This window comes from Cyclobacteriaceae bacterium, from assembly GCA_025808415.1.
Classification (GTDB): domain Bacteria; phylum Bacteroidota; class Bacteroidia; order Cytophagales; family Cyclobacteriaceae; genus UBA2336.
The window spans coordinates 3,827,430-3,851,264 of the sequence record CP075525.1 but is presented as its reverse complement, the minus strand read 5'-3'; the positions used below and the strand labels follow the sequence as shown (position 1 = coordinate 3,851,264).

Here is a 23,835-nt window from a genome sequence, read left to right as displayed (position 1 = left end):
AGTAAAAATGTTCTTTCAGTTAATTTAACTCCATGCTAAATTTAACTGTGTTAAGCGTAATTATTTTTTAAACCGTTCCTTACTTTATTGCTATGCTGAGTTATGTAAAGAAGGTGCTCACGAAAGTGAGTTTTGACGCCCAGCTCTTTGAAAAAGAGCTTCGAAAGGCCATCAAAATGTTGATTGGCGATGACATCCGGGAGCTCAAACAATGGTGTTACACCAGGTTTGGGAATCAGTATGAGGCGATTTTAAATCGCTGTTTTGTAGTAGCGTAGTTTTAGTAGAAACATCAAGCCCCCTTGTTAAAGCATGGGGGCTTTAAATTTTTTTAGACGGTTAGCCATTTAGTGCTGGCGCTATTCAAAGAAGCACACCGATCCGCCCACCCAGGTTTTGTTCATATTAAATTTTACGCCAATCATTTCTCCACGGCTTAACCGGGCGAGGTTGGTAACTAAACGTGGACGAGCCTCTCCCTTTTCCCACACAAACAATAACCTGATTTCAGTTTTCACCAAACCATCGGGCGCTTGTATCACGGGCTCGTACTGGATTTTTCGTTGCAATAAAAAATTATGACGCTCCTCATTGGGAATAGAAGTCACGTCTTCTTTTTTAACATGAAAGATGATGCCGCTGCCGGAAAAAGAGAATAGGGGTTTAAGTACATAGTTCTGCAGATCATCTGGAAATTGATCATAGTCGCTTAAAAAGCGGCACTCAGGAACATACTCACTTTTAATAAACGGCATGGTGAATTTGCTGATGCGGAAAAACCAGTTGGGATGTCCGGCCCACTCCACATCCACTTCTTCAGTCAGGTTAAAGTCAAGTGGTAAATCCTTGCGGGCGGTCAGTTCATCAAAAATTACGCGGTTATAAATGCGCTTTACCTGGGTTTTTTTTCCGTTAAGGGAATAAAACAATTTTCTTCCTTCGCGCTTCACATTGCCAATGTGTACAGGTTCAATGCCGGTGTACTGTTTGGTAACCACGAAATCGATAGCGGTGTTTTGCTGAAGCGGATCGATTTCCAGCAAAATTACTTCTGCCGGATCATGACCATTCAGCAGAATTTTTGAAATCAATTGCTGATATTCAGCGCTACTCAAGCCAATATGTGAATTCAGGGTTTCAGGAATCGGAAAGTGCTCGCGATAGCGATTCGATAGAAAATCCTGCCAGCAAAACAAAGAAGGGAAACCCTGCATTTCAATGAGTTGAGGTTGCAGTTCGCCTGTTGATGATTTTACAATACCAAAATCAAGCGCCAGAAAGAGGGTATGGTCATCTTCGTTTGGCACATATAAATGTTTTGGTATAGCCCGTTCGGTTTTTTTCTTTAGTTCATCGCTCGCCAACAAATCCACGATGCTATCCGAAGCCTGAATTAATTTTTGTTTTAAGTCGCGGCCAACAAATACAGGTGTTTCAGCCACACGGAATTTTATCGGGAAATCATAGTAGCGATTAAGGGCATCAATAAAGCGATTGTACTTCTCGTCTGAAAAGAACTTATTGTATTCACGCCTGACCGAATCGATCATGATAAAACAGAAGATAACTGTGTTTGAAGGCCCATCATTAAAAAGCGTGGAACTACGGCATGGTACGTGGCCATAATTTTGTCCGGGTCACCCAAGTGGTCAAGCATGTCCCAGTATTTTTTCTCACCGTGTTTTTGAATAACCAGTTCTTTCTTGTCTTCGCGAAGCAGGTACATGCGCATGCCGGGAGCATCGGCTTCGGGATGGAACTGTGTGCCAATAAAGGCTTCATCAAAGCGTATGGCCATTACGGCCCTGTCGAAATGGACATGCGGACGATACTTTTCAATGGCCAACAATGCCCCCCCGCGTTGTTCAATTTTATCAACATCGGGTTCGGTAATCTGATAGTCACGCGAGTCAACGGCCCATAGCGGATCGTTCAGGCTCCTGAAAAGGGGTTCATGCATACCGGCATCCGTTTTATGCACGGGCATTACCCCAAAGGAAGTGCTTTTTCGCTTGCTTACTTTGGCATAACCGTAATGCCGGCAATAGAGTTGAAAGGAATGGCAGATGAGCAACACATGTTTTTTTTCCTGCGGATGTCGGGCATTGTGCTCGTGCAGTGCATCCATTAAGGCAAAGTATTTACGCTCCCAAAGTGAGCCCTTACTATCCAACGGACTTCCTGGTCCGCCACTGCTGATATAAATGTCATAATCCGTTCCAGGCACTTCGCATTGTAACCGCACATCAAATACATCAAACGTGACTGGAAGATGGGAGTCTGCCGTGAATTCCTGAATGAGTTGTCGGATGCCGCGCATGCCTTCGTTGGGCATTCCTTCATACAAATCAAGTACAGCTATGCGTATGTTATCCCGTGCTGTCACTAATGTAATATTTCAGTTTAAAAATTTCTGCTTCAGCAATTACTTGTTTCAGCAATAATGTAGTCAACCACATTTTCCAGGTTACCGGTTTGGTTAAACACGGCCAGTTGCCGATCGGCACCGGTTCCGTGCTCAAGCATGGTGTAAACATAACGGATGGCGTCCCGGCTTCCAAGTTCATCAACAACATCATCAATAAACTCAAGAAGTTCCATTATCAGCGCCCGTGTTTCTACTTCTGTTTGTTTGCCAAAGTCTATCAGTTTACCATCGATGCCATAGCGGCAGGCGCGCCATTTGTTTTCGTTTATGAGGGCACGTGTATAAACAATGAAACTCATGTTTTGCTTACGAAGCTTATACAGTTTAGCTACCAGTGCCTGGAAAACTGCTGCAATGGCCAATGTTTCATCTACGCGTGAGGGCACATCGCAAATGCGGAATTCAATGGTATCGAAAAAGGGATGTACGCGAACATCCCACCAGATTTTTTTGGCGTTGTCGATGCAACCGGTTTTGATCAGCAGGTTTACATAATTTTTAAACTCATCCCAGTCAGCAAAATAATCGGGTAAGCCGGTGCGGGGGAACTTATCGAAAACTTTTGTTCGGAAGGATTTAAAGCCGGTGTTTCGCCCTTCCCAAAACGGACTGTTGCACGACAGGGCATATACGTGTGGCAGAAAGTACCGGATGGTATTCATGATATGTATTGCCATATTTTTATCGGCAATACCCACATGCACATGCAAGCCAAAAATCAGGTTTGATCGTGCAGCTTCCTGCATCTCGTTCACGATTTCATCGTAGCGCGGATTGGGCGTAATCAATTGTTTCGACCAATGCGAAAACGGGTGCGTACCGGCAGCACCAATTCGAAAGCCCATGTTTTGTGCAATGCCGCATACCAATTTTCGCAAGCCGCGTATATCGGCACTGGCTTCCTGAATATCGGCACAAATTCCGGTGCCTACTTCAACCACAGCCTGGTGCATTTCTGCTTTTACACGGTCTTTTAAAATGTGTTGGGCGGCATCAACAATCCGTTGATCGTGCGAGGTGAGTTCGCGGGTAACCGGATCGATCACCATGTACTCCTCTTCAATGCCAAGTGTAAACTTTTCCATAAACCACTTTGTCGCGGATAGGTGAACGGCTTATTTTAATTTTGTTTTTGTGGGGGCTTTGGGCTTGGCAGCAGGTTTTGCGGCCGATCCTTTCATAAAATTTGCAACCGAGTCGGTAACAAACGTTCCCCACGTAAGGTTGTCTTTGCCAGGCTTTTGCTGTTGTGCGCGTTCAACGGCCATTTTAGCGGCATGTTCCACCACCCATTCAAAATTTTCCTGCCCAACGGAATGCACATCCGCATCGGGGGCGGGATTGCAAAAATCAATGGCGTAGGGTATGCCATTCCTAACGGCCATTTCAACAGTATTAAAGTCATAGCCCAATGCATTGCATAATGTAAGTACATAGTCGTGTACTTTTTTCAAGAGCTTTTCCGATGCCGGTGGCCCGTTAACCACATAGCGCAAGTGATGCGGGTTGCGCGGTTCATATTGCATAATGCGCACGTACTTTCTGCCCAGGCAATAACAACGGAAATATTCTTCAAAAATAATTTCTTCCTGCAGCATCATTACCAGTTGACCGGTTTCTTTAAAAGATTTGAAGAACTCATCCATGTTATTGAGTTTGTACACATTTTTCCAACCTCCACCGGCATGGGGTTTCATGTAGGCCGGCCAACCGATGTATTCAAATATTTTTTCCCACGTTAAAGGGAATTTTAAATTCCGGAACGACTCATCACTGGTATCGGTGGGTTTATCATGTGAAGGAAGAATAACGGTTTTGGGTACCGGCACGCCAAGCTTTACGGCCAACGCGTTGTTAAAAAACTTTTCATCGGCACTCCACCAAAAGGGATTGTTAATGACTGCCGCGCCACCAATGGCAGCATTTTTTAAATAGGCACGATAAAAAGGAACGTCCTGCGAAATGCGGTCGATAATTACCGCATAGTCCGAAGGCTCACCTTGCTCAACTTTGTCGATCAGGACGGGTTCGGCAACGATATCTTTTAATCCCATTTTGTTAATGCGCTCAACAAAGGCTTCCGGAAAAGTGCGTTCCATGCCGTGCAGTATGCCTATTTTTTTCATGTGTATGGGGTTTTTGTTATTTGATCAAGGAAAGGTAATGCGGAAACATTTCGCGCCAGGAGGGCCAGTCATGCGGATGGTTGTGACGAACATCCAGCCAGTGGTTAATGCCTTTGTTGCGTAATACCTCAGCCATTTTTTCGTTTGCGTTCCAGCACATATCGTGTGTGCCGGTACCCAACACTACAAACATATCGTGGAAGTGATGGTTTTGGGCGTTGGGAATAAAATCCGGGGGGTTGTTGAAATAAGCATTGTCATCGTAGTACCCATCCAGCTGATCTTTAATGTCAAAGGCTGCCCCCATGTTGAATACGTATTTCACCACTTCCGGGTGGCGAAAAGCAAAATTGGTAGCATGGTAACCTCCAAAACTACAACCGGCCGTAGCCACCCGGTGTACGCCTGTTTCGTGCTGCATCAACGGTACTAATTCGTGCAGCAGAAACTGATCGTACCAGATGTGGTTCTTCACCCGGTCGGCCGGATGGATGTTTTTGTTATACCAACTCATCGAATCAATTCCATCCGGACAATAAATTTTTACTAACCCTTCATCCAGAAACCACGCAACACTATCAATTAGTTTAAAATCTTTGTTTTCGTAATAGCTACCCATAGAGGTTGGGAACAGTATGACGGGGTATCCACGTGTGCCAAAGGCCAGTGTACCAATTTCTCTTCCCAGGTTGGGGCTATACCATTTGTGGAAATGTTCGTGGGGCATGGGCAGGTCAGTTACCGATGGTTAATGGTAAACTTATATTTTTACAGCTTTAAAATAAGCATTTCAATAAATTAAATTCATTGACAGCCAAACATCATTATCATTTAGAACGCCTTACGGACGTTCATTCCAAACTTTTAGACCGCGATACAGTAGTCGATATTTTTTTACCTTATCAGTTTGAAAAAGCCGAAAAGCCCTTTCCGTTGCTGATCCTGAACGATGGCCAGGACGGGGAAGCGATAGCCTTGAAAGAAACCCTTGAGGAACTTACACTAAATAAGTCCATAAAGGGCATTGTAGTAGTGGCGGTACATGCCGGTGACCGCATGCAGGAATATGGTGTGGCCGGCCACCCCGATTTTAAAAAGCGGGGAAAGAAAGCCAAGGATTACACCCGCTTTGTGATGGCGGAGTTGATACCCTATATTCATTACCGGTACTCCATTTCCGATGAAGTGGCCGATAGGGCGATAGCCGGATTTTCCATGGGGGGTCTTTCGGCTGTTGATATCGCCTGGCATCATGCCGATTACTTTGGCAAAGCGGGTGCGTTTAGCGGATCATTCTGGTGGCGCAAACGCGATGCAAAGAGCAGGCTGTATTCCGATACCCGCGACAGGATTATGCATAGCGTTATCCGGAAAGGAAGGCATAAGCCGGGGTTAAAATTTTGGTTTCAAACCGGTTTATTGGATGAAACGGCTGATCGGAATAAAAATGGTGTGATTGATTCGATTGATGATACGCTGGACCTGATTGTTGAGCTGACGAAAAAAGGCTACCGCCCTTTTCACGACATCCAATATTATGAGATGGCCGATGGCGAACATAACCTGCCCACCTGGAAACGTGCCATGCCGGAGTTTTTGAAGTGGGCGTTTAAAAATTAATTCGTTTATTCGTTGATGAGTTGATCGAAAAATTAATCAGGTTGACTTAGACTTTAGCACAAATTCTATATTGCGTTTCAATCCCTTGTATCCGGTTCGTTGCACAGCCGATTTCTTAAACACTTTCTTAAACACTTCTTCCGTAATTTCTTTCCAATCATTCACCGACATATTTTCCAATTCAGCATGCGGTTTAAAACGGCTTTCATGGTGTGGTTGTGAGAAACGGTTCCACGGGCAAACATCCTGGCAGATGTCGCACCCGAAAATCCAATTTTCGAATTTTCCTTTTACTTCATTCGGTATTTCTTCCTTTAACTCAATGGTGAAGTAGGAGATGCACTTGCTGCCATCCACCACATACGGTTGTGGAATGGCTTCCGTAGGGCAGGCATCCATGCAGGCCGTGCACGTGCCGCAGTAATCTTTAATCGGTCTGTCATACTCCAGTTCCAGGTCAAGGATAAGTTCAGCGAGAAAAAAGAAACTACCCATCGATCGGTTTAACAGCAAGGAATTTTTGCCGATCCAACCGATGCCCGATTTTTTTGCCCACGCCCGTTCCATCACCGGGGCTGAATCAACAAAGGCGCGACCATTTACATCACCAATTTCTTCATCGATCAAGAATAGGAATTCCTTGAGTTTATCTTTTATCACAAAATGATAATCCTCACCATAAGCATACTTGGCAATTTTAAGATTGTGGTCACTGGCCAGATCTTTTTCGGGATAGTAGTTGTACACCAGGCTTACAACCGATTTTGCTCCCTCTACCAGTTTGGTTGGATCAAGACGTTTATCGAAGTGATTTTCGAGGTAGCTCATTTTTCCCTGGTAGCCTTTGGATAACCAGGTTTCTAACTTGTCTGCCTCCTCTTCCAGAAATGCAGCTTTTGAGATACCGCAAAAACTAAAACCGAGTTTTGCGGCTGTGGATTTTATGAAGTGCGTTTGGGTTTTTGGCGATGATGATTTCAACCGTTAGACTTTTTCAAATTCGAAATGAAGCAGCATAAGGTCTGTTCCTTTGAATGATTCAATAGTAAGCGTTTCACCATTCTTGTTAGTAAATTCCACTTCAAAAATATTATCATCTAATTGTTCAACAATAGTCCCAACTTGTCCCTTACTTAGTTTTTTTTCAGGCACATCATTAAGAAGCGCAACAACATCTAATAGTTTAAAAGCTTGCATACTTTTAGGTTTTAACATAACACGTTATAAGCCTTGGAAATTCCTCGTTTTTCAGAATAATCCAAACCGTTCGAACGGTAGCCTTTTGATTAAAGTTAGTAATATTTATATCAACAAAATATCGGGTGCCATATTGATCGTTATGGCCAGTAATAGCCTCGCCTTGCCCTAACCCTTTTAGTATCTCATTACTTAATTTTTCTGCATCAGATGATTTTAAGGAGAGTGCGGATAGAAATACCCTGGCTTTAAACTTTCCTGTGGGATGACCATCATTCAAAACATAATTTTTAAGTTTTGTTATATCGATCTTCGCATTAATCCAGTTAGGGAGTTTCATACTGACTAATCAAACAACCCTGGCCTTTTCGATTGGGGCGGAGCGAGCTTTAGGTGTTTGTAGGCCAATTCTGTTGCTTCACGTCCGCGTGAAGTGCGTTTGATGTACCCCTCCTGAATTAAGAATGGCTCATATACTTCTTCAATGGTTTCGGCTTCATCTCCCACAGCAGTGGCAATGGTGGTTAATCCGACAGGACCGCCTTTAAATTTTTCGATAATGGTTAGCAGAATGCGGTTGTCCATTTCATCCAGCCCGTGTTCATCCACGTCCAGCGCCCTCAACGCCATTTGCGCAATGGCCAGGGTAATCGTTCCATCACCTTTAATTTGGGCAAAGTCCCGCGTTCTGCGTAAAAGGTTATTGGCTATACGCGGTGTGCCGCGGCTTCTTCGGGCAATTTCAAATGCGGCATCCTCTTCAAGTGGAGTATTCAAAATACTGGCTGACCGATGAATGATTTTATTCAGCAAGGCAGCATCATAGTATTCCAAACGCGCATTAATACCAAAGCGTGCCCGTAATGGTGAAGTGAGTAAACCAGCCCGTGTGGTTGCACCGATTAGTGTAAAGGGATTTAACCCGATTTGAATTGATCGTGCATTCGGACCGGTATCAAGCATGATGTCGATCTTGAAATCCTCCATAGCCGAATAAAGGTATTCTTCCACAATGGGATTAAGCCGGTGGATTTCATCTATAAAGAGAACATCATGCGCCTCAAGGTTGGTCAGCAGGCCTGCCAAGTCGCTGGGTTTATCAAGTACAGGCCCAGAGGTAATTTTTATGTTCGTTTCCAGTTCGTTGGCAATAATGTAGGATAGCGTTGTTTTGCCTAAGCCTGGGGGGCCATGAAGCAACACATGATCCAGCGGCTCACTGCGCTGCTTAGCCGCCTGCACAAACACCTTTATGTTGTCAACAACCTTTTGCTGTCCGGTAAAATCGCTGAACGAAAGCGGCCGGAGTGCTTTTTCGAATTCCTTTTCGGTTGCTGATTGGTTCTCGGCATCACCCTGCAAATAATCTTCGCGCATTAACTAGAGTTTTGCGAAGGTACTCAATTAGACGGATTTTGTTAAAGCAACACTGTTGCATTAGCGCAATTTCCATAACTTGCGCCTTCATTTTTTGGGTATGGACAATCGGAAGAAGAACATCATCTATAGTTTAATACTAATCACCTCGGTATTTGCCGTTTGGTTATACCGCAAAAACCAGGCACCGGAACCCATGATGATTGAGGGTAAAACAATGGGCACCACCTATCACATTACCTATTTTGATGATCAGCGCAGAAACTTTAAAACCTCGGTCGACTCCCTGCTGGAAGTAGTCAATCAAAGCATAAACACGTATCTACCAAACTCAGAGATAACGTTATTTAACAAAGGAGAGCGGTCCTTTAGTTTTTCACTTCCGTATTTCTTACCGGTGTTGAGGAAGTCGCAGGAAGTTTTTACGGCCTCTTCCGGGGCGTTTGATCCTACCGTAATGCCGTTAGTCAATGCATGGGGTTTTGGCCCGGCTGAGCCGCTTAACCCGGGTAACTTGCAGGTGGATTCTATTCGCGACTTTATTGGGTTTGATAAAATAAAATTCAATACGGACAGTGTGTGGAAAACGGATCCGCGCACGCAGCTTGATTTTGGCGGAATCGGGCAAGGATATGGTGCCGATGTGGTAACGGAATTTATGAAAGCGAAAGGCATAATAAATATGTTGGTTGAACTTGGTGGTGAAGGAATGGCTTGTGGCATAAACCTTAAAACCCAAAAGCCCTGGGAGATAGGCATTCTTGATCCGGCCTCTACACGCGACAATCTTTTTTTTAAGGCCTATATTTCATTGAAGGATAAATCTTTTACAACCTCCGGAAATTACTTTAACTACCGTGAGGTTGATGGCAAGAAGTTTTCGCACACCATTGACCCAGCATCGGGCTACCCGGTTCGTAAAGAAATTTTAAGTGCATCTGTTTTTGCAGCAGATGGCACCACGGCCGATGCCTGGGCTACGGCCTTTATGGTAATGGGGCATGAACATGCCATCGAAATTTTGAATAGCCGCAACGACTTGGATGGGTTGCTTATTTATTCAGACGAGCAAGGCGCCCAGCAAGTATTTATATCAAACGGAATTAAGAAAAGCGTGGTGCTGAACCAGTAAAACATGACCCTAAAGCTACTTGTTCTTTTTTTCACGCCACTGCTTTCGGGTTTGTTGGTTTACCTTATGCCCGGAGGTAGAACAAAAAACTTCAGGCTATTGCTTGTATTTGCCGGGGCTTATCTTTTTGGTATTACCGTAGTACACATACTTCCGGAACTGTACCGTGGCAACGGTGAGGTAGAGTTGATCGGGTTGTTTGTACTGTGCGGTTTTTTTCTGCAACAAATTCTGGAGCACTTTACATCCGGTGTAGAGCATGGACATATCCACACACATGAGCATGTTCATGATCACCAACACACCCATCATCAACTATCGGCTATTGTACTCTTAATGGCTTTGTGCGTGCATGCCTTTCTTGAGGGTGCTATGCTGGCACAGCCCGTAACCATGGGTTTTCAGTACGATGTGAATGCTATTTTGTTAGGGATTGCGCTGCACCGTGCCCCCGCAGCTTTTGCCTTGATGACGGTGCTCACCTTTCAACTCCATTCCCGAAACAAGGCCATACCTTACCTCGTTGTTTTTTCTGTAGCCGCACCTGTTGGCTTGCTGATCAGTACATACCTGGTAGAGGCCGAAATCCTTTCGCAATCCGGATTGGTATTATTGTATGCGTTGGTTAGCGGTAACTTTCTTCATATTTCCACCACCATCGTTTTTGAAAGCAGCCCTGAGCATCATTTTAATGCCCGCAAGCTCACGGTAGCCATTTTGGGCGCACTGGTAGCGGTTGCTGTTGAGTACTTCCTTTAATTTAGGGTTTTCCAAATCAAACAAATATCCGATTTTAGGTGCCTTCAACCGGAAAGCCCATGAATCCGATAAACTCCTTTGCGGAATACCAAAAGCAGTATGCTTTAAGTGTCGAGAACCCGGAAGCCTTTTGGGCAGGTACTGCTGAGGATTTTCATTGGCAAAAAAAATGGGATCGTGTACTGGAGTGGGATTTTCATAAACCTGAAGTGAAATGGTTTGTTGGTGGGAAATTGAACATTACAGAAAATTGCCTTGACAGGCATTTGCCTGCGCGGGCAAACCAAACGGCCATTATTTGGGAACCTAATAATCCTGCTGATGCGTCACAACATATCACGTATCAGGAGCTCTTCCGCAATGTGTGCCGGGTGGCCAACATGTTAAAGGCTCAAGGCATTAAAAAGGGTGACCGTGTGTGTATTTACATGCCCATGATTCCCGAAGTGGCATACGCCATGCTGGCCTGTGCCCGAATTGGTGCCGTACATTCAGTGGTGTTTGCCGGCTTTTCTGCAGGTTCCTTGATCGATCGTATTAATGATGCGGGATGCAAACTGGTACTGACAGCCGATGGAGCCTATCGGGGTGATAAAGTCATTGATCTTAAATCCATAATAGATGAAGCGCTGGAAAAATGCCCTTCAGTGGAACGGGTTCTTGTGGCTAAGCGCACTAAATCAAAAGTAAACATGAAACCCGGGCGTGATTTGTGGTGGGAAGAAGCGATCAAAAATGTTTCGGATGTATGTGCAGCCGAAGAAATGGATGCTGAGGACTTGCTTTTTATTTTGTACACATCCGGCTCAACCGGAAAACCGAAAGGCATGGTTCATACCTGTGGTGGCTATATGGTGTACACCAACTATACATTTAAAACAGCTTTTCAGTACCAGGATGGCCAGGTGTACTGGTGCACGGCAGATGTAGGCTGGATCACCGGGCATTCCTATATTGTCTATGGTCCATTATCGGCCGGAGCGATAACGCTCATGTTTGAAGGTGTTCCTTCCTGGCCCGATATGGGCAGGTTTTGGCATGTTGCGGAAAAACATCGGGTAAATATTTTTTACACTGCTCCAACGGCTATCCGCTCGTTGGAAAAAGCTCCATTGAGTTTTGTAAAACAGTACGATTTGCATTCGATTAAAATATTGGGTACGGTAGGGGAGCCTATCAACGAAGAAGCCTGGCATTGGTATCATGAAAATATTGGCCGTGGCAAATGCCCGGTAATTGATACGTGGTGGCAAACCGAAACCGGTGGTTTTATGATATCCCCCATTGCCAACGTTACCCGATTGAAGCCCGCACATGCTACCTTTCCATTGCCCGGTGTTCAGCCCGCCATCATGGATGAAAACGGAAATGAACTGTTGGCCAATGGCGTAGAGGGTCGGTTGGCGATCCGGTTTCCATGGCCTGCGATGGCGCGTACTATCTATGGAGATCACCAACGGTTTAGAGACACCTACTTTTCTACCTTTCCTGGAAAGTATTTTACAGGCGATGGCTGTAAACGCGATGACGAGGGTTATTATCGCATAACCGGCAGGGTTGATGATATTATTATCGTATCGGGCCATAATATGGGCACGGCCGAAATTGAAAGTGCTATTGATGAGCATTCAGCAGTCTGTGAATCGGCTGTGGTGGCCTATCCGCACGATATAAAAGGACAGGGCATTTACGCCTATGTAATCTGTTACGATAAACCCCACGAAGAAGAGAAGCTACGTAAGGAAATACGCGAACTGGTTGCTAAAATTATTGGCCCAATTGCCAAGCCAGATAAGATCCAGTTTGTAAGTGGGCTTCCCAAAACCCGATCGGGAAAAATTATGCGAAGGATTTTGCGAAAAGTTGCCGAGGGAGATACCACCAATTTAGGAGATGTTACTACCTTGCTCGACCCTGCGGTGGTGGAAGAAATAAAAAGCGGGGCATTATAGAAGTAAAACAATGTAAACATGGAAATATCAGGAACAGTAGTTAGCCTTCTGCCGCTTCAAACCGGGCAGGGAAAAAACGGAGTATGGAAAAAACAAGAATTTATCCTCGAAACACCGGGGCAATACCCAAAAAAAGTTTGCCTTTCGCTGTGGGGTGAGAAAGTGGATGAAAACCGATTAAATGCCGGGGATAAAATTACGGCATCGATCAATATTGAAAGCCGCGAGTATAACGGCCGTTGGTACACCGATGTGCGCGCCTGGAAAATTGCAAAACAAACAGGGCAGGAACGTGAAATGGCTCCACCGCCAGATCAGTCGTTTATGCCGGATACCAATTCCAGTGACGATTTGCCATTCTAAAATAAGTCGTCCTACCACTTCAAGTGGTAGGACGACTATTCCCCAACAAAAAACCCTGATGGATCACCATCAGGGTTTTTTATTTATTGTTCTTTATTGGAATCAACTTCCGCAAGCCTCACAGGCATCCGGATTGTCTAATGAGCAGGCCATGTCGGCTTTCTTTTGCTCATAGTCGGCAACCTGTTGGTTGCCATAAACCATCTCTTGCTGCGGCTCAGCAACGGTTGCCGTAACGGTGGTTGTTTTTACCTCGGCACCAACCGTTTGTTGAATGGCCGATTTATCGAGCGTGAATTTGATCGCATCAGCAGCGGCTGTTGAGCGCAGGTAGTACATACCCGTCTTCAATCCTTTCTTCCAGGCGTAGAAGTGCATGGAAGTAAGCTTACCGAAGTTTGGATCTTTCAAGTGGATATTCAGGCTTTGCGACTGGCAAATGTATGCCCCACGGTCGGCCGACATATCGATGATTGCTTTTTGAGAGATCTCCCAAACAGTTTTGTAAATATCCTTGATGTTTTGTGGAATTTCAGGAATGGGTTGTACCGAGCCGTTGGTAGCAATGAGTTTTTGGCGCATCGTTTCATTCCACAAACCAAGATCAATCAGGTCTTTCATCAGGTGTTTGTTGGCAATGATGAATTCACCGGAAAGTGTTCTGCGTGTATAAATGTTCGAAGTATAAGGTTCAAAACATTCATTATTACCAAGAATCTGCGAAGTAGAAGCAGTTGGCATGGGGGCCAGCAATAAAGAGTTGCGAACACCATGCTTCTTCACATCTTGCTTCAATTGCTCCCAGTTCCATCGGCCGCTCTTCGGGGTTACGCCCCACATATCAAATTGAAAAATTCCTTTCGATACTGGTGATCCTTTAAACGTTTCATAAGGGCCGTGTACTTTGGCAAGCTCCATAGAAGCTTCCATGGCACCAAAGTAAATGGTTTCGAAGATGTCTTCATTGAGCCTGCGCGCTTCTTCTGAATCGAACGGCATGCGCAACATGATAAACGTATCGGCTAACCCCTGAACGCCTAACCCAATCGGGCGATGGCGCATGTTGGAGTTGCGCGCTTCTTCTACCGGGTAGTAGTTTACATCAATAACCTTGTTCAGGTTACGGGTTACTACTTTAGTGATCTCGTAAAGTTTCTGATGATCGTACTTGCCATCCTCTGTTACAAATTTGTTCAGCGCAAGCGAGGCGAGGTTACATACAGCAACTTCATCTTTCGAGGTATACTCAATAATTTCTGTGCACAAATTGCTGGACTTAATGGTGCCCAGGTTTTTCTGATTTGATTTGCGGTTAGCGGCATCTTTATACAAGATGTATGGCGTTCCGGTTTCGATTTGTGATTCGAGGATTTCAAACCAAAGATCCTGCGCTTTTATCTGTTTGCGGTAACGTCCTTCTTTTTCATACTTATCGTAGAGTCTTTCAAACTCTTCGCCCCACACATCAGCCAAACCGGGTGCTTCGTTCGGGCAGAAGAGCGACCACATTTCGTTGTTTTCCACACGCTGCATAAACAGGTCCGGAATCCACATGGCGTAGAACAGATCGCGCGCACGCATTTCCTCTTTGCCGTGGTTTTTCTTCAGGTCGAGAAAATCAAAAATATCGGCATGCCAAGGCTCCAGGTAAATGGCAAAACTTCCTTTACGTTTTCCACCGCCCTGGTCAACATACCGGGCCGTCATATCGAAGTTGCGTAGCATCGGAACGATACCATTGGAGGTTCCGCCCGTGCCTTTGATGTAGGAGCCTTTTGCCCGGACATTATGGATGCTGAGGCCGATGCCCCCTGCCGACTGAGAAATTTTGGCGCATTGCTTCAATGTATCATAAATGCCGTCAATACTATCATCCTTCATGGTAAGCAGGAAGCATGAAGAAAGCTGCGGTTTGGGTGTTCCTGCATTAAATAAAGTTGGTGTAGCATGGGTAAACCACTTTTCCGAAAGCAGGTTGTATGTTTCAATGGCCGCGGGAATATCCTCGCCATGTATGCCTACCGCTACGCGCATAAGCATATGTTGTGGGCGTTCCACTACCTTACCGTCAATCTTCATCAGGTACGAGCGCTCCAGGGTTTTAAACCCGAAGTAGTCATAACTGAAATCACGATCATAAAGGATAGCTTCATCAAGCTCTGCGGCATGGTCACGCACGGTCTTCCACATTTCTTTCGAAATCAGTGGGGCGTTCTCCCCAGTTTTAGGATCCACGTACGTGTACAGGCGTTTCATGGTGTTGGAAAAAGACTTGCTCGTAACCTTATGCAGGTTTGAGGTAGCCAAACGAGCAGCCAACTTGGCGTAATCCGGGTGCTTGGTCGTCAGCGTTGCGGCAATTTCCGCAGCGAGGTTGTCCAATTGGATCGTGCTTACGCCATCGTACAAACCGTTAATCACCTTCATGGCAATCTCTACCGGGCTGATATATTTCATATCCAGTCCGTAACAGAGCTTTTCAATGCGTGCGGTGATTTTGTCAAACTTTACGGACTCTCTGCGTCCGTCTCTTTTTATGACAAGCATTTCTTGATAGGGTTGTTTAAAAAGTTTAAAAAATGGTGAAAAGTGTTTTGAAGATATTAAAAATCCTCGTTCAGTGAAAACTTAGGTGCTGAATCTTTTTCAGAACTGTTAAGTACTCCGGCCTTCTGGTACTCGGCCACCCGTTTTTCAAAGAAGTTGGTTTTGCCACGTAACGAAATCATATCCATAAAATCGAACGGATTGGTAGCTCCGTAGATTTTTTTTCCAATCAATTCATTAAGCAGTCGGTCGGCAACAAATTCAATGTACTGCCGCATCAGTTCGGCATTCATGCCGATAAGGTTTACGGGCAGGGCATCGGTTACAAATTCTTTTTCAATCTCCACGGCATCTTTTATAATGTCTATCACGGTCTGCTCGGGCAACTTGTTCACCACATGTTGTGTATATAAATGACAGGCGAAGTCGCAATGAAGGCCTTCATCCCTGGAAATCAATTCGTTGGAGAAGCTCAGGCCGGGCATTAAGCCACGCTTTTTCAACCAAAAAATAGAACAGAAAGAACCGGAAAAGAAGATGCCTTCCACTGCGGCAAAGGCTATTAATCGCTCCTGAAAACCCCCGTTCGATATCCAACGCAATGCCCAATCTGCTTTTTTCTTTACGCAATCGATAGTTTCAATGGCGTGGAACAAAGAATCCTTTTCTTTGGGGTCTTTAACATACGTGTCTATTAATAATGAGTACGTCTCCGAGTGGATGTTCTCTATGGCAATCTGAAACCCGTAGAAAAACTTTGCTTCCGTGTATTGGACTTCCGCAACAAAGTGTTCGGCCAGGTTTTCGTTTACAATCCCATCGCTGGCAGCAAAGAATGCCAGCACGTGTTTGATGAAGTGTCGTTCACCGTCATTCAGGTTTGCCCAATCGGTAAGGTCCTGGCTCAGGTCAATCTCTTCGGCCGTCCAGAAACTGGCTTCAGCCTGCTTATAAAATTTCCAGATGTCGTGATGTTGAATGGGGAAGAGGACGAAACGGTCTTTGTTTTCTCTCAAAATAGGTTCTTCCGGTAAAGAATGACTCATCTTTTGATGGGTTTAGGGTTGTTAACTATTTATCAGGCTTCCGGAGACAGCATGTCAGGGCATTGCCGCTGTGGTTGCCAGGTTAAAAAATCTTAAAAAATTTACTGTATGTAAGGCTGAAAGAAGACTGTCCTTTTTCCGCCCAGTGTAAGCGTACAAATATTTGAAATGGTGGTTACAAATCAAAAGCCGACAAACTCTCAAAAATTCGTTTTTCGGGCTGAATTTGCATATTTGGAAGGTTTATAATTGGTTGTGTTTTAGATGGTTGATTGAGTCTTTCAATGCTGTGCTTTCACTAAAATGGCCTTGAAAATTTTTTTATTTTTTTTCGCAACCTTGAAATAGCCTAGTTTTTTGGCTGTGAAAGCCAAATTCAGGTTTTAGGATTCCGAAATGTGAATTCTTTTTCTACCTTTGCAGTCCAATTTTCAAAGCTATGTATGCAATTGTAAACATTGCCGGAACGCAGTTTAAAGTGGCTAAAGACCAGTACATCTATGCCCCCAAACTGGAAGGAGAAGCCGGATCGTCAGTTAATTTTGACGAGGTTCTTCTGCTGGACAATAACGGGAAGGTAGAAATTGGCGCCCCTACTGTTAAAGGCGCGAAGGTATCGGGAAAGATACTGGAGCATGTAAAGGGCAATAAAGTGATTGTCTTTAAAAAGAAGCGCAGAAAAGGTTATGCCGTGAAGAACGGGCATCGCCAGCAGTACACAAAGGTTCAAATTGAAAGTATCGGTTAACCTAAAAGAGTTTAAAAATGGCACATAAAAAAGGTGAAGGTAAAGTAAAGAACGGCCGCGAATCGGAAAGCAAACGATTAGGCGTGAAGGTCTTTGGCGGCCAAAAGGTGGTTGCCGGTAACATTATTGTGCGTCAACGCGGTACAAAGCACCACCCGGGCAAAAATGTAGGATTAGGTAAAGACCATACCTTATTTGCCCTTACCAATGGAGTAGTTGTGTTTAAAAAGGGTAGAGAGAACCGGTCTTTTGTATCGGTGTTGCCACAGGCAGAGGCGTAAACCATTAGAGAATTAAGCATATTCTAAAGCCCCGAGGTCTTACTCCGGGGCTTTTTTTATTTCCATTTTATCGGTGTTTTAGAAAGGATTATTCTTTGATTATCAATTGAGTAAAATAATGTTCTGAAAATTTTAAAAAAACCCATTTTCTTTCGAGATAAAATAGTTTACCTTGGCGCTTAACCTAAACCAAATTCTATGAAGAAGTTTTTACTATTTTTCTTCGCTTTATTGGTTCTTGGGGGGCCATTGCTAGCCCAAGAACGAACAGTAACAGGGAAGGTGACATCTGCAGATGATGGATCTCCTTTGCCTGGTGTGAATGTTGTCATCAAGGGATCCACCGCTGGAACAGTTACGGACTCTGAAGGCAATTACAGAATTAGCGGTGTTCCTGCATCTGGGGGTACTTTGATTTTTTCATTTATCGGGTTGCAAACGCAAGAAGTGTTAATTGGAGATAGAACTACAATTAATGTTTCGCTCGCCTCAGACATTCAACAGCTTTCCGAGGTCGTTGTAACAGCCCAAGGCATCCAACGTGAACAAAAGGCTCTTGGATATGCAACAACAACAATTTCTTCTGCCCTATTAGCCGAAAAACCTGAAACAGACATTGGTCGTGCATTGCAGGGAAGAACTCCAGGTTTACAAATTCTTAACGCATCTGGGTTAGCAGGTTCAAGTTCCCGGATAAACATTCGTGGAAACAGTTCAATTAACGGGGATACCCAACCCCTTTGGATTGTGGATGGTGTACCTATTAATACACAATCAAATGATATCAACCAGAATTTTGTTGATGGCCAAGTTGCCCCTACCAGATTCCTTGATATTGACCCTAATAATATTGAGTCCATTAGTGTTTTGCGCGGATTGAGCGCCACAACTACCTATGGATCGCAGGGAAGAAATGGGGTTATTTTGATAACCACTAAAACAGGATCACGCGCAACGAAACAGAATAAGTTTACGGGTGCTGTATCGCAGTCTTATTTTGTGGTGGAGGCCGTAATTCCAGAATATCAGAATAAATGGGCCAACGGTTTTGACGGATCATACGGAGAATTTTTCAGTAACTGGGGCAGCCTCTTTAACGGCCAACCAACGGGTTTCCGCCATCCTTATTGGGAGCACCGTAATTTGTTTCCGGAGTTTCCTGAGTTCGCGCAAGCGGGATCCGATAATGGCGGATACATCCCAAGAGCAGCGCCTAACAATGTCAAAGATTTTTTCCAAAAAGGACATTCAGCAACTACTTCCCTCAATTTGGGCGCAACTAACCAATTTGGAAGTGTAAACTTTAATTACAGCCATCTTGATGAGGTTGGATTTATTGCAGGGAACAACTTAAAACGAGATAATTTTTCGTTTGGAGGAACACAGAAATTCACAGATCGGCTCACACTTTCTTCAACTTTTAATTTTGTTAGAACGGATTTTGAAACCCCTCCAACAGGTGCAGGTCTCGGTTCAAACTCAGCCGGGGGGCCATCAGTTTTTGCGAACCTGTTTTACACCCCACGCAATATTGACCTGATGAACTGGCCATTTGAGGACCCTGTTACGAAGGGCTCTGTTTACTACAGAAACGGTAACGATATACCAAATCCCCGTTGGGTGCTTAAGAATGCAAGACAGAGCAGTTTAACTAACCGCTTTTTCTCCAGTTCGAGTATAGATTATAAACTTACAGATTGGTTGAATGCTACTTACCGTCTTGGTTTGGACACCTATGCTGAGGATCAAACATATTCGGTTAATAAGTCTGGATTGTCCGGTGGTTATAGTTCCTTATTAATTCCAGGGGCCTTTCGTTCGGTATCCAGCAACAATACAATATTTGATCACTCATTTCTCGCAACGATTAACAAAGATTTGAATGAGAGCCTCGATTTAACCGGTTTGGTTGGCTACAACTACCGGAGCAACGAGTATCGTCAGCAAGGTTTGGAGAGTCTTAATCAGGTTGTTTTTGGATTGATGGAGCACAGGAACTTTACTTCAACATTTCCTCGGGACTTTAGAGGCAACAATTTAAACTATAAACAAAATAGTGCCATTCAAGGTGTATTTTTCGATGCAACTTTAGGGTATAAAAATTACCTATACCTTAACCTGTCAGGCCGCAATGACTGGTCTTCAACTTTGGAAAAGGAAAACCGTACGTTATTTTATCCAGGAGCTAGTGTGGCCTTTATTCCAACCGCTGCCTTTCCTTCAATTGCTCCGGAGGTTCTTGATTTCTTGAAGGTTCGTTTGGCTTATGGAACTTCAGCTAATTTTGGCTATCCTTACAGCACACGGCCAACATTATCCCTTAACTCACAAGCACGTGTCGATGGTATAGGCAATGTGATTACATCGAGCCTTCCTTCTCTGCTGGCGAATCCAAATCTTAAGCCAGAATTATTAAAAGAAACTGAGTTTGGTCTTGAAACGAGGATGTTTCAAAATAAAATACGTTTGGATTTCTCCGTATATAATCGCTTGGCAGAAGATCAGATTATTGAAAGACCGCTTGATCCAAGCACCGGTTACTCATCTTCTTTTATTAATGCCGGAGCCATTTCCAACAAGGGTATTGAGGCTACTTTATGGGTAACACCAATTAAGCGAGGTGATTTGACAATTGAAGTTGGTGCGAATTTCACACGCAACAGAAGTAAGGTAGAATCACTGCCGGAAGGCTCTAAAGAAATTTTGATTAACGGATTTTCGAACTTGGGCAATTTCGCCATTGAAGGCAAGCCCTTGAATGTTATAAAGGGAACATTTGTTGAGCGCAGCCCAGATGGTCAACTTATTGTAAATGATGCAGGCGATTATAAACAAGCTAATGACATCGGTATAATTGCTGATCCTAATCCAGATTGGTTTGGTTCAGCTTTGTTCAACCTAAGTTGGAAAGGATTATCCTTGGGTATGCAGTGGGATTATGTGCAAGGCGGACAGATATATTCATTCACGGCAGCCACAATGATTGGTCGCGGAGTAGCAAAAGATCTGGAAAACTTTGATCCGACACTGTCGTTGATCCTTCCAGGAGTTAATGAAGTACTGGATGAAAATGATAACGTTATTGGTTACAAGCCAAATACTATTCCACTAACAACATCGGGTGTGTTTTTCTCGAATACAATAATTGGAGGAAGCCCGGATGATCGCGGTGTTTATGATGCTACGCGTATTCGCTTCCGTGAAATATCGTTATCGTATAACCTGCCACGTGATCTGGTATCAAAACTTAAACTTGGCGGAATTAGTATCACTGCTATTGGCAATAATCTATGGTGGCGTGCAGTTAACGCACCTAAATATTCAAAAGCAGATTTTGACCGCACAGCCTACGGTTCAAATAATGGCGCAGGCTTTGACTATCTTGGTGGCCCTTCAGCCAGAAGATATGGCGTAAATCTTAGGATCACATTCTAAATTCAATAATGACCATATATAAAATGATCAGACATGAAAGATAAAATTGTTAAAATAATCATAGCGTTGATGTTAGTCTTCAACGCATGTAGTCTTGATGGAGACCTTGAGGATCCAAATCAAATTAACATTGGTAATGCTGATGTTGATTTGATCATGAATTCCGTTCAGCTAAGTTTTTCGAATTTCTTTAATGACGCTGAAAGATCAGTAAACCCTCTATGTAGAATGGAGGCCATGACAGGCGGTTTTCGCTACCAAACAGCTAACACTCCCGAAAGTGTAAACGCTTTATGGAGCTATGCTTATGAAGATGTACTTGTAAATGCAGAACTAGTTATTAAACTGGCCGAGGAAAAGAATTTAACAACACATGTAGCAGTTGCTAAGATTCTTTCAGCTTACGTTTATTTGACGTTAGTTGATATTTTCGGTGATGTTCCGCAAGCAGAGGCACTACAGGCTCCCCAAGGCAACTTCAACCCCAGAGCATCAACTGGCGAGGAAGTATACCGACATGCAATTCAACTGCTTACTGAAGCTAAAGCAGAACTGGCTAAAACAGGTACTGATGCAGGAGCGGCTTTAAGCCGTGATAATTTTTACGGAGGAAACAGGGCACGTTGGAATGCTTTGGCAAATTCACTCGAATTGAAGGCTTGGTTGAATTTTCGGATGTTTAACGCTACAGAGGCTAACCCTAAAATTACTACCCTCTTAACTTCTGATTTGATTGATACTGAAGCGGAGAATTTCACATATAAATATGGCACAGCCATTGTGCCAGTATCTCAGCACCCAGTGTATCGTCAGTACTATACGCCTGGAAGAGGTGGTGCTGGTGGATACATCGCAAACTACTTTATGTATGAAATGTACACCGGGTATGGTTTAGAAGATCCAAGATGGCGTTATTACTTCTATCGTCAGGTTGGAAGTATAGCCCGTGCGCTTGAAGTTGACCCTAAGTCATTAGGTTGCGCCCCGGGTGCCCCACCACCAAATTACATTGCAGCCGGAGTGCCTGTATTTTGTGTATTTGATCCCGGGTTTTATGGACGAGATCATGGTGATGGCTTTGGCATTCCACCAGATGGACCTGTTTTAACCTGTGCTGGAGTATATCCTGCGGGTGGACGAGCCGACAATAATCTGGCTGCTAGCTATTGGGGTGCGACAATTCAGGGAGAAGGTGCCAATGGTGCCGGAATTCACCCGATCTTCATGTCCTTCTTTACTGATTTCATGAAGGCTGAAATTAAATTGCGTGCCGGTGATGCCGTTGGTGCCAGGGTTGATCTTGAGAATGGCGTTCGAAAGTCCATTACTCAAGTGAAAAACTTTGCGGCCAGCAAAGGCCAAACACTATTGCCGGGACGGGAATCTTCCACAGATGCCTATGTTGCGGCTGTGTTAGCTGCATACGATGCTGCTACCACTAAATTGGATGTAGTTGGTCGGGAGTTTTACATCTCTTGCTGGGGAAATGGTGTTGAAGCTTACAATAACTTGCGCAGAACCAGTGCCCCAAGAAATCTTCAGCCAGCTCTACAACCCAACCCCGGTCCATTTTACAGGTCTTACGTTTATCCTGCTGATTATGTAAACTTAAATCAGAATGCTAGTCAGAAGGATTTCAATTCGACTAATAAGATTTTTTGGGATACAAATCCAGATGTTATTAACTAAAGAACATTATGAAAAAAACGATATATAAATTGCTCGTAATGCTGTTTTCTGTGCTGGCATTTTCTTGTGCAGATGACAGTCTAGATCCACTTCAGTTTAAAAGTGTAAAAAAAGGTTCCATTTTAGCTTTACGTGGAGATCAATTACAAAATATCTATGTTCTTGGTAAACCAGGAGCAGAATTTTTTCCGCGTATTATCACAGGTACTGAGACTTTTGATTTCGATGCTGAGTTCCTTGCAGAAGATCCGAGTACTTTGGCCAGTTTCGATGTATTTGCGATCAAGCGTATCCCTCAGCCAGACGGAAGCGTACTTTTGGAAAGAAAGCTGTTAAAGAATGTGCCTTTCTCAGACTTTAAAACCACTTCTGATTACTTAAGGCCTTGGGTTTCTGTCTCCATCAAGTTGACCGATATACTAACCGCCTTAGGATTGGACTACACAAAAGAAGAGGATGTAGAGAAAATGCTAACGGTTTATAAGTTTGGAGTAGCTATCGAGAGTGATTTGAATTTAAAAGATGGTTCAAAGGTTTTTGCCTCGGACATAATTGCGTCTGGTTTATATCAAAGTGGCCAGTTTTACCCAGCCCAACGGCTTACCTATACGGTGACTGATTATTGCACATATGACAATAGTGATTGGGCTGGTCTTTATGATGCCACTGAGTCCTCGGAGTTTTTTGGCGGTTATGGCCCTTATGATGTTACCTTGGCGCAAGATGTTGGAAATCCTAATCGTTTTAATATCAATAATTGGTACGATTCAGGGATCCCTATTTATATCATTTTTCAGCCCTCGGTTGATGTAGTAACGCAAGTGGTTACCGCTCCTGCTCAAAAGCACCCGAATGGTGTGAGGACAATCTCGGCAGAAGGAACCTACAATCAATGTACAAACGAAATAACTTTGGATTTCCTGTACGTAAGAGATTCTGATGGTGAAGTTCTGGATAAATTTATTTGGAAGCTTAAAAAGAAGTAATTCTATATAGTTCTCTTAAAAAAATAGACTGTCTTTGCTGACAGTCTATTTTTTTGACTTTTTTCTGAACAGGGCGGCCAATAATTTTTGCATGACAAGACGAAACATAAAAATGGTTGTCTGATGAGTAAAGCTAAATTTGAGCGAAT

The 23,835-nt window shown here is 43.9% G+C and carries 22 protein-coding genes; 11 read left to right on the top strand and 11 right to left on the bottom strand.

Going from position 1 to position 23,835, the window contains the following annotated elements:
- Positions 1–92: 92 nt before the first annotated feature.
- Entirely contained in the window at positions 93–278 is a 186-nt protein-coding gene (locus KIT51_17045; protein ID UYN86545.1) for a hypothetical protein, read from the top strand.
- 81 nt (positions 279–359) lie between these two features.
- Here the strand turns inward: KIT51_17045 and KIT51_17040 are convergent, their stop codons facing one another.
- From KIT51_17040 to KIT51_17020, 5 genes are all read right to left on the bottom strand, one after another.
- Positions 360–1,550, bottom strand: a complete 1,191-nt coding sequence (locus KIT51_17040) for a hypothetical protein (GenBank protein UYN86544.1) — start codon at positions 1,548–1,550, stop codon at positions 360–362.
- Entirely contained in the window at positions 1,547–2,335 is a 789-nt protein-coding gene (locus tag KIT51_17035) for a GMP synthase (GenBank protein UYN88620.1), read from the bottom strand. Before KIT51_17035 ends, KIT51_17040 begins: the two co-directional genes overlap by 4 nt.
- 83 nt (positions 2,336–2,418) lie before the next feature.
- Positions 2,419–3,513, bottom strand: coding sequence for a carboxylate-amine ligase (locus tag KIT51_17030; GenBank protein ID UYN86543.1), 1,095 nt, complete (start codon positions 3,511–3,513; stop codon positions 2,419–2,421).
- Between the two features lie 30 nt (positions 3,514–3,543).
- The gene (locus tag KIT51_17025; GenBank protein UYN86542.1) at positions 3,544–4,554 is read right to left on the bottom strand and encodes a hypothetical protein; all 1,011 of its coding nucleotides are present in this window, start codon (positions 4,552–4,554) and stop codon (positions 3,544–3,546) included.
- Positions 4,555–4,570: 16 nt separating this feature from the next.
- On the bottom strand, positions 4,571–5,281 hold the full coding sequence (locus KIT51_17020; protein UYN86541.1) for an esterase family protein: 711 nt from the start codon (positions 5,279–5,281) through the stop codon (positions 4,571–4,573).
- Positions 5,282–5,361: 80 nt separating this feature from the next.
- Here KIT51_17020 and KIT51_17015 point away from each other — a divergent pair, with 80 nt between their 5' ends.
- Positions 5,362–6,174 (top strand): esterase family protein, encoded by an 813-nt coding sequence (locus KIT51_17015; GenBank protein UYN86540.1) that lies wholly within the window; start codon positions 5,362–5,364, stop codon positions 6,172–6,174.
- Positions 6,175–6,210: 36 nt separating this feature from the next.
- On the opposite strand, the gene queG is transcribed toward KIT51_17015, so the two are convergent.
- Genes queG through ruvB form a run of 4 tightly spaced genes read right to left on the bottom strand, consistent with a single transcriptional unit; the run spans position 6,211 to position 8,748 of the window.
- Complete coding sequence (gene queG, locus KIT51_17010; GenBank protein UYN86539.1) at positions 6,211–7,155, bottom strand: tRNA epoxyqueuosine(34) reductase QueG; 945 nt, start codon at positions 7,153–7,155, stop codon at positions 6,211–6,213.
- Positions 7,156–7,158: 3 nt separating this feature from the next.
- Positions 7,159–7,371 (bottom strand): DUF4926 domain-containing protein, encoded by a 213-nt coding sequence (locus KIT51_17005; protein UYN86538.1) that lies wholly within the window; start codon positions 7,369–7,371, stop codon positions 7,159–7,161.
- A 4-nt stretch (positions 7,372–7,375) separates the two neighbouring features.
- Positions 7,376–7,711 carry a hypothetical protein gene (locus KIT51_17000; GenBank protein ID UYN86537.1) on the bottom strand — a complete coding sequence of 112 codons (336 nt, stop codon included), beginning with the start codon at positions 7,709–7,711 and terminating at the stop codon, positions 7,376–7,378.
- A 5-nt stretch (positions 7,712–7,716) separates the two neighbouring features.
- Positions 7,717–8,748 (bottom strand): Holliday junction branch migration DNA helicase RuvB, encoded by a 1,032-nt coding sequence (gene ruvB, locus KIT51_16995; protein ID UYN86536.1) that lies wholly within the window; start codon positions 8,746–8,748, stop codon positions 7,717–7,719.
- Positions 8,749–8,848: 100 nt separating this feature from the next.
- On the opposite strand from ruvB, the gene KIT51_16990 reads away from it, so the two are divergent.
- Genes KIT51_16990 through KIT51_16975 form a run of 4 tightly spaced genes read left to right on the top strand, consistent with a single transcriptional unit; the run spans position 8,849 to position 12,954 of the window.
- A complete protein-coding gene (locus KIT51_16990) occupies positions 8,849–9,880 on the top strand; it encodes an FAD:protein FMN transferase (protein ID UYN86535.1) in 1,032 nt (343 codons plus the stop codon).
- Between the two features lie 3 nt (positions 9,881–9,883).
- Positions 9,884–10,639 (top strand): ZIP family metal transporter, encoded by a 756-nt coding sequence (locus KIT51_16985; GenBank protein UYN86534.1) that lies wholly within the window; start codon positions 9,884–9,886, stop codon positions 10,637–10,639.
- 59 nt (positions 10,640–10,698) lie between these two features.
- Positions 10,699–12,591, top strand: a complete 1,893-nt coding sequence (acs, locus tag KIT51_16980) for an acetate--CoA ligase (GenBank protein UYN86533.1) — start codon at positions 10,699–10,701, stop codon at positions 12,589–12,591.
- An 18-nt stretch (positions 12,592–12,609) separates the two neighbouring features.
- Positions 12,610–12,954: a DUF3127 domain-containing protein gene (locus KIT51_16975; GenBank protein UYN86532.1), complete on the top strand. Its 345-nt coding sequence runs from the start codon at positions 12,610–12,612 to the stop codon at positions 12,952–12,954.
- Between the two features lie 102 nt (positions 12,955–13,056).
- Here the strand turns inward: KIT51_16975 and KIT51_16970 are convergent, their stop codons facing one another.
- Positions 13,057–15,501 (bottom strand): ribonucleoside-diphosphate reductase subunit alpha, encoded by a 2,445-nt coding sequence (locus KIT51_16970; protein UYN86531.1) that lies wholly within the window; start codon positions 15,499–15,501, stop codon positions 13,057–13,059.
- A 56-nt stretch (positions 15,502–15,557) separates the two neighbouring features.
- Positions 15,558–16,547 carry a ribonucleotide-diphosphate reductase subunit beta gene (locus KIT51_16965; GenBank protein UYN86530.1) on the bottom strand — a complete coding sequence of 330 codons (990 nt, stop codon included), beginning with the start codon at positions 16,545–16,547 and terminating at the stop codon, positions 15,558–15,560.
- Positions 16,548–16,986: 439 nt separating this feature from the next.
- On the opposite strand from KIT51_16965, the gene rplU reads away from it, so the two are divergent.
- The 5 genes from rplU to KIT51_16940 all read left to right on the top strand — a co-directional run bounded on the left by rplU (position 16,987) and on the right by KIT51_16940 (position 23,686).
- Positions 16,987–17,295 carry a 50S ribosomal protein L21 gene (gene rplU, locus KIT51_16960; protein UYN86529.1) on the top strand — a complete coding sequence of 103 codons (309 nt, stop codon included), beginning with the start codon at positions 16,987–16,989 and terminating at the stop codon, positions 17,293–17,295.
- A 17-nt stretch (positions 17,296–17,312) separates the two neighbouring features.
- Complete coding sequence (rpmA, locus tag KIT51_16955; GenBank protein ID UYN86528.1) at positions 17,313–17,576, top strand: 50S ribosomal protein L27; 264 nt, start codon at positions 17,313–17,315, stop codon at positions 17,574–17,576.
- Between the two features lie 198 nt (positions 17,577–17,774).
- Complete coding sequence (locus tag KIT51_16950) at positions 17,775–21,011, top strand: SusC/RagA family TonB-linked outer membrane protein (GenBank protein ID UYN86527.1); 3,237 nt, start codon at positions 17,775–17,777, stop codon at positions 21,009–21,011.
- 33 nt (positions 21,012–21,044) lie between these two features.
- Positions 21,045–22,700 carry a SusD/RagB family nutrient-binding outer membrane lipoprotein gene (locus KIT51_16945; protein UYN86526.1) on the top strand — a complete coding sequence of 552 codons (1,656 nt, stop codon included), beginning with the start codon at positions 21,045–21,047 and terminating at the stop codon, positions 22,698–22,700.
- 8 nt (positions 22,701–22,708) lie between these two features.
- Entirely contained in the window at positions 22,709–23,686 is a 978-nt protein-coding gene (locus KIT51_16940; GenBank protein UYN86525.1) for a hypothetical protein, read from the top strand.
- Positions 23,687–23,835 lie beyond the last annotated feature (149 nt).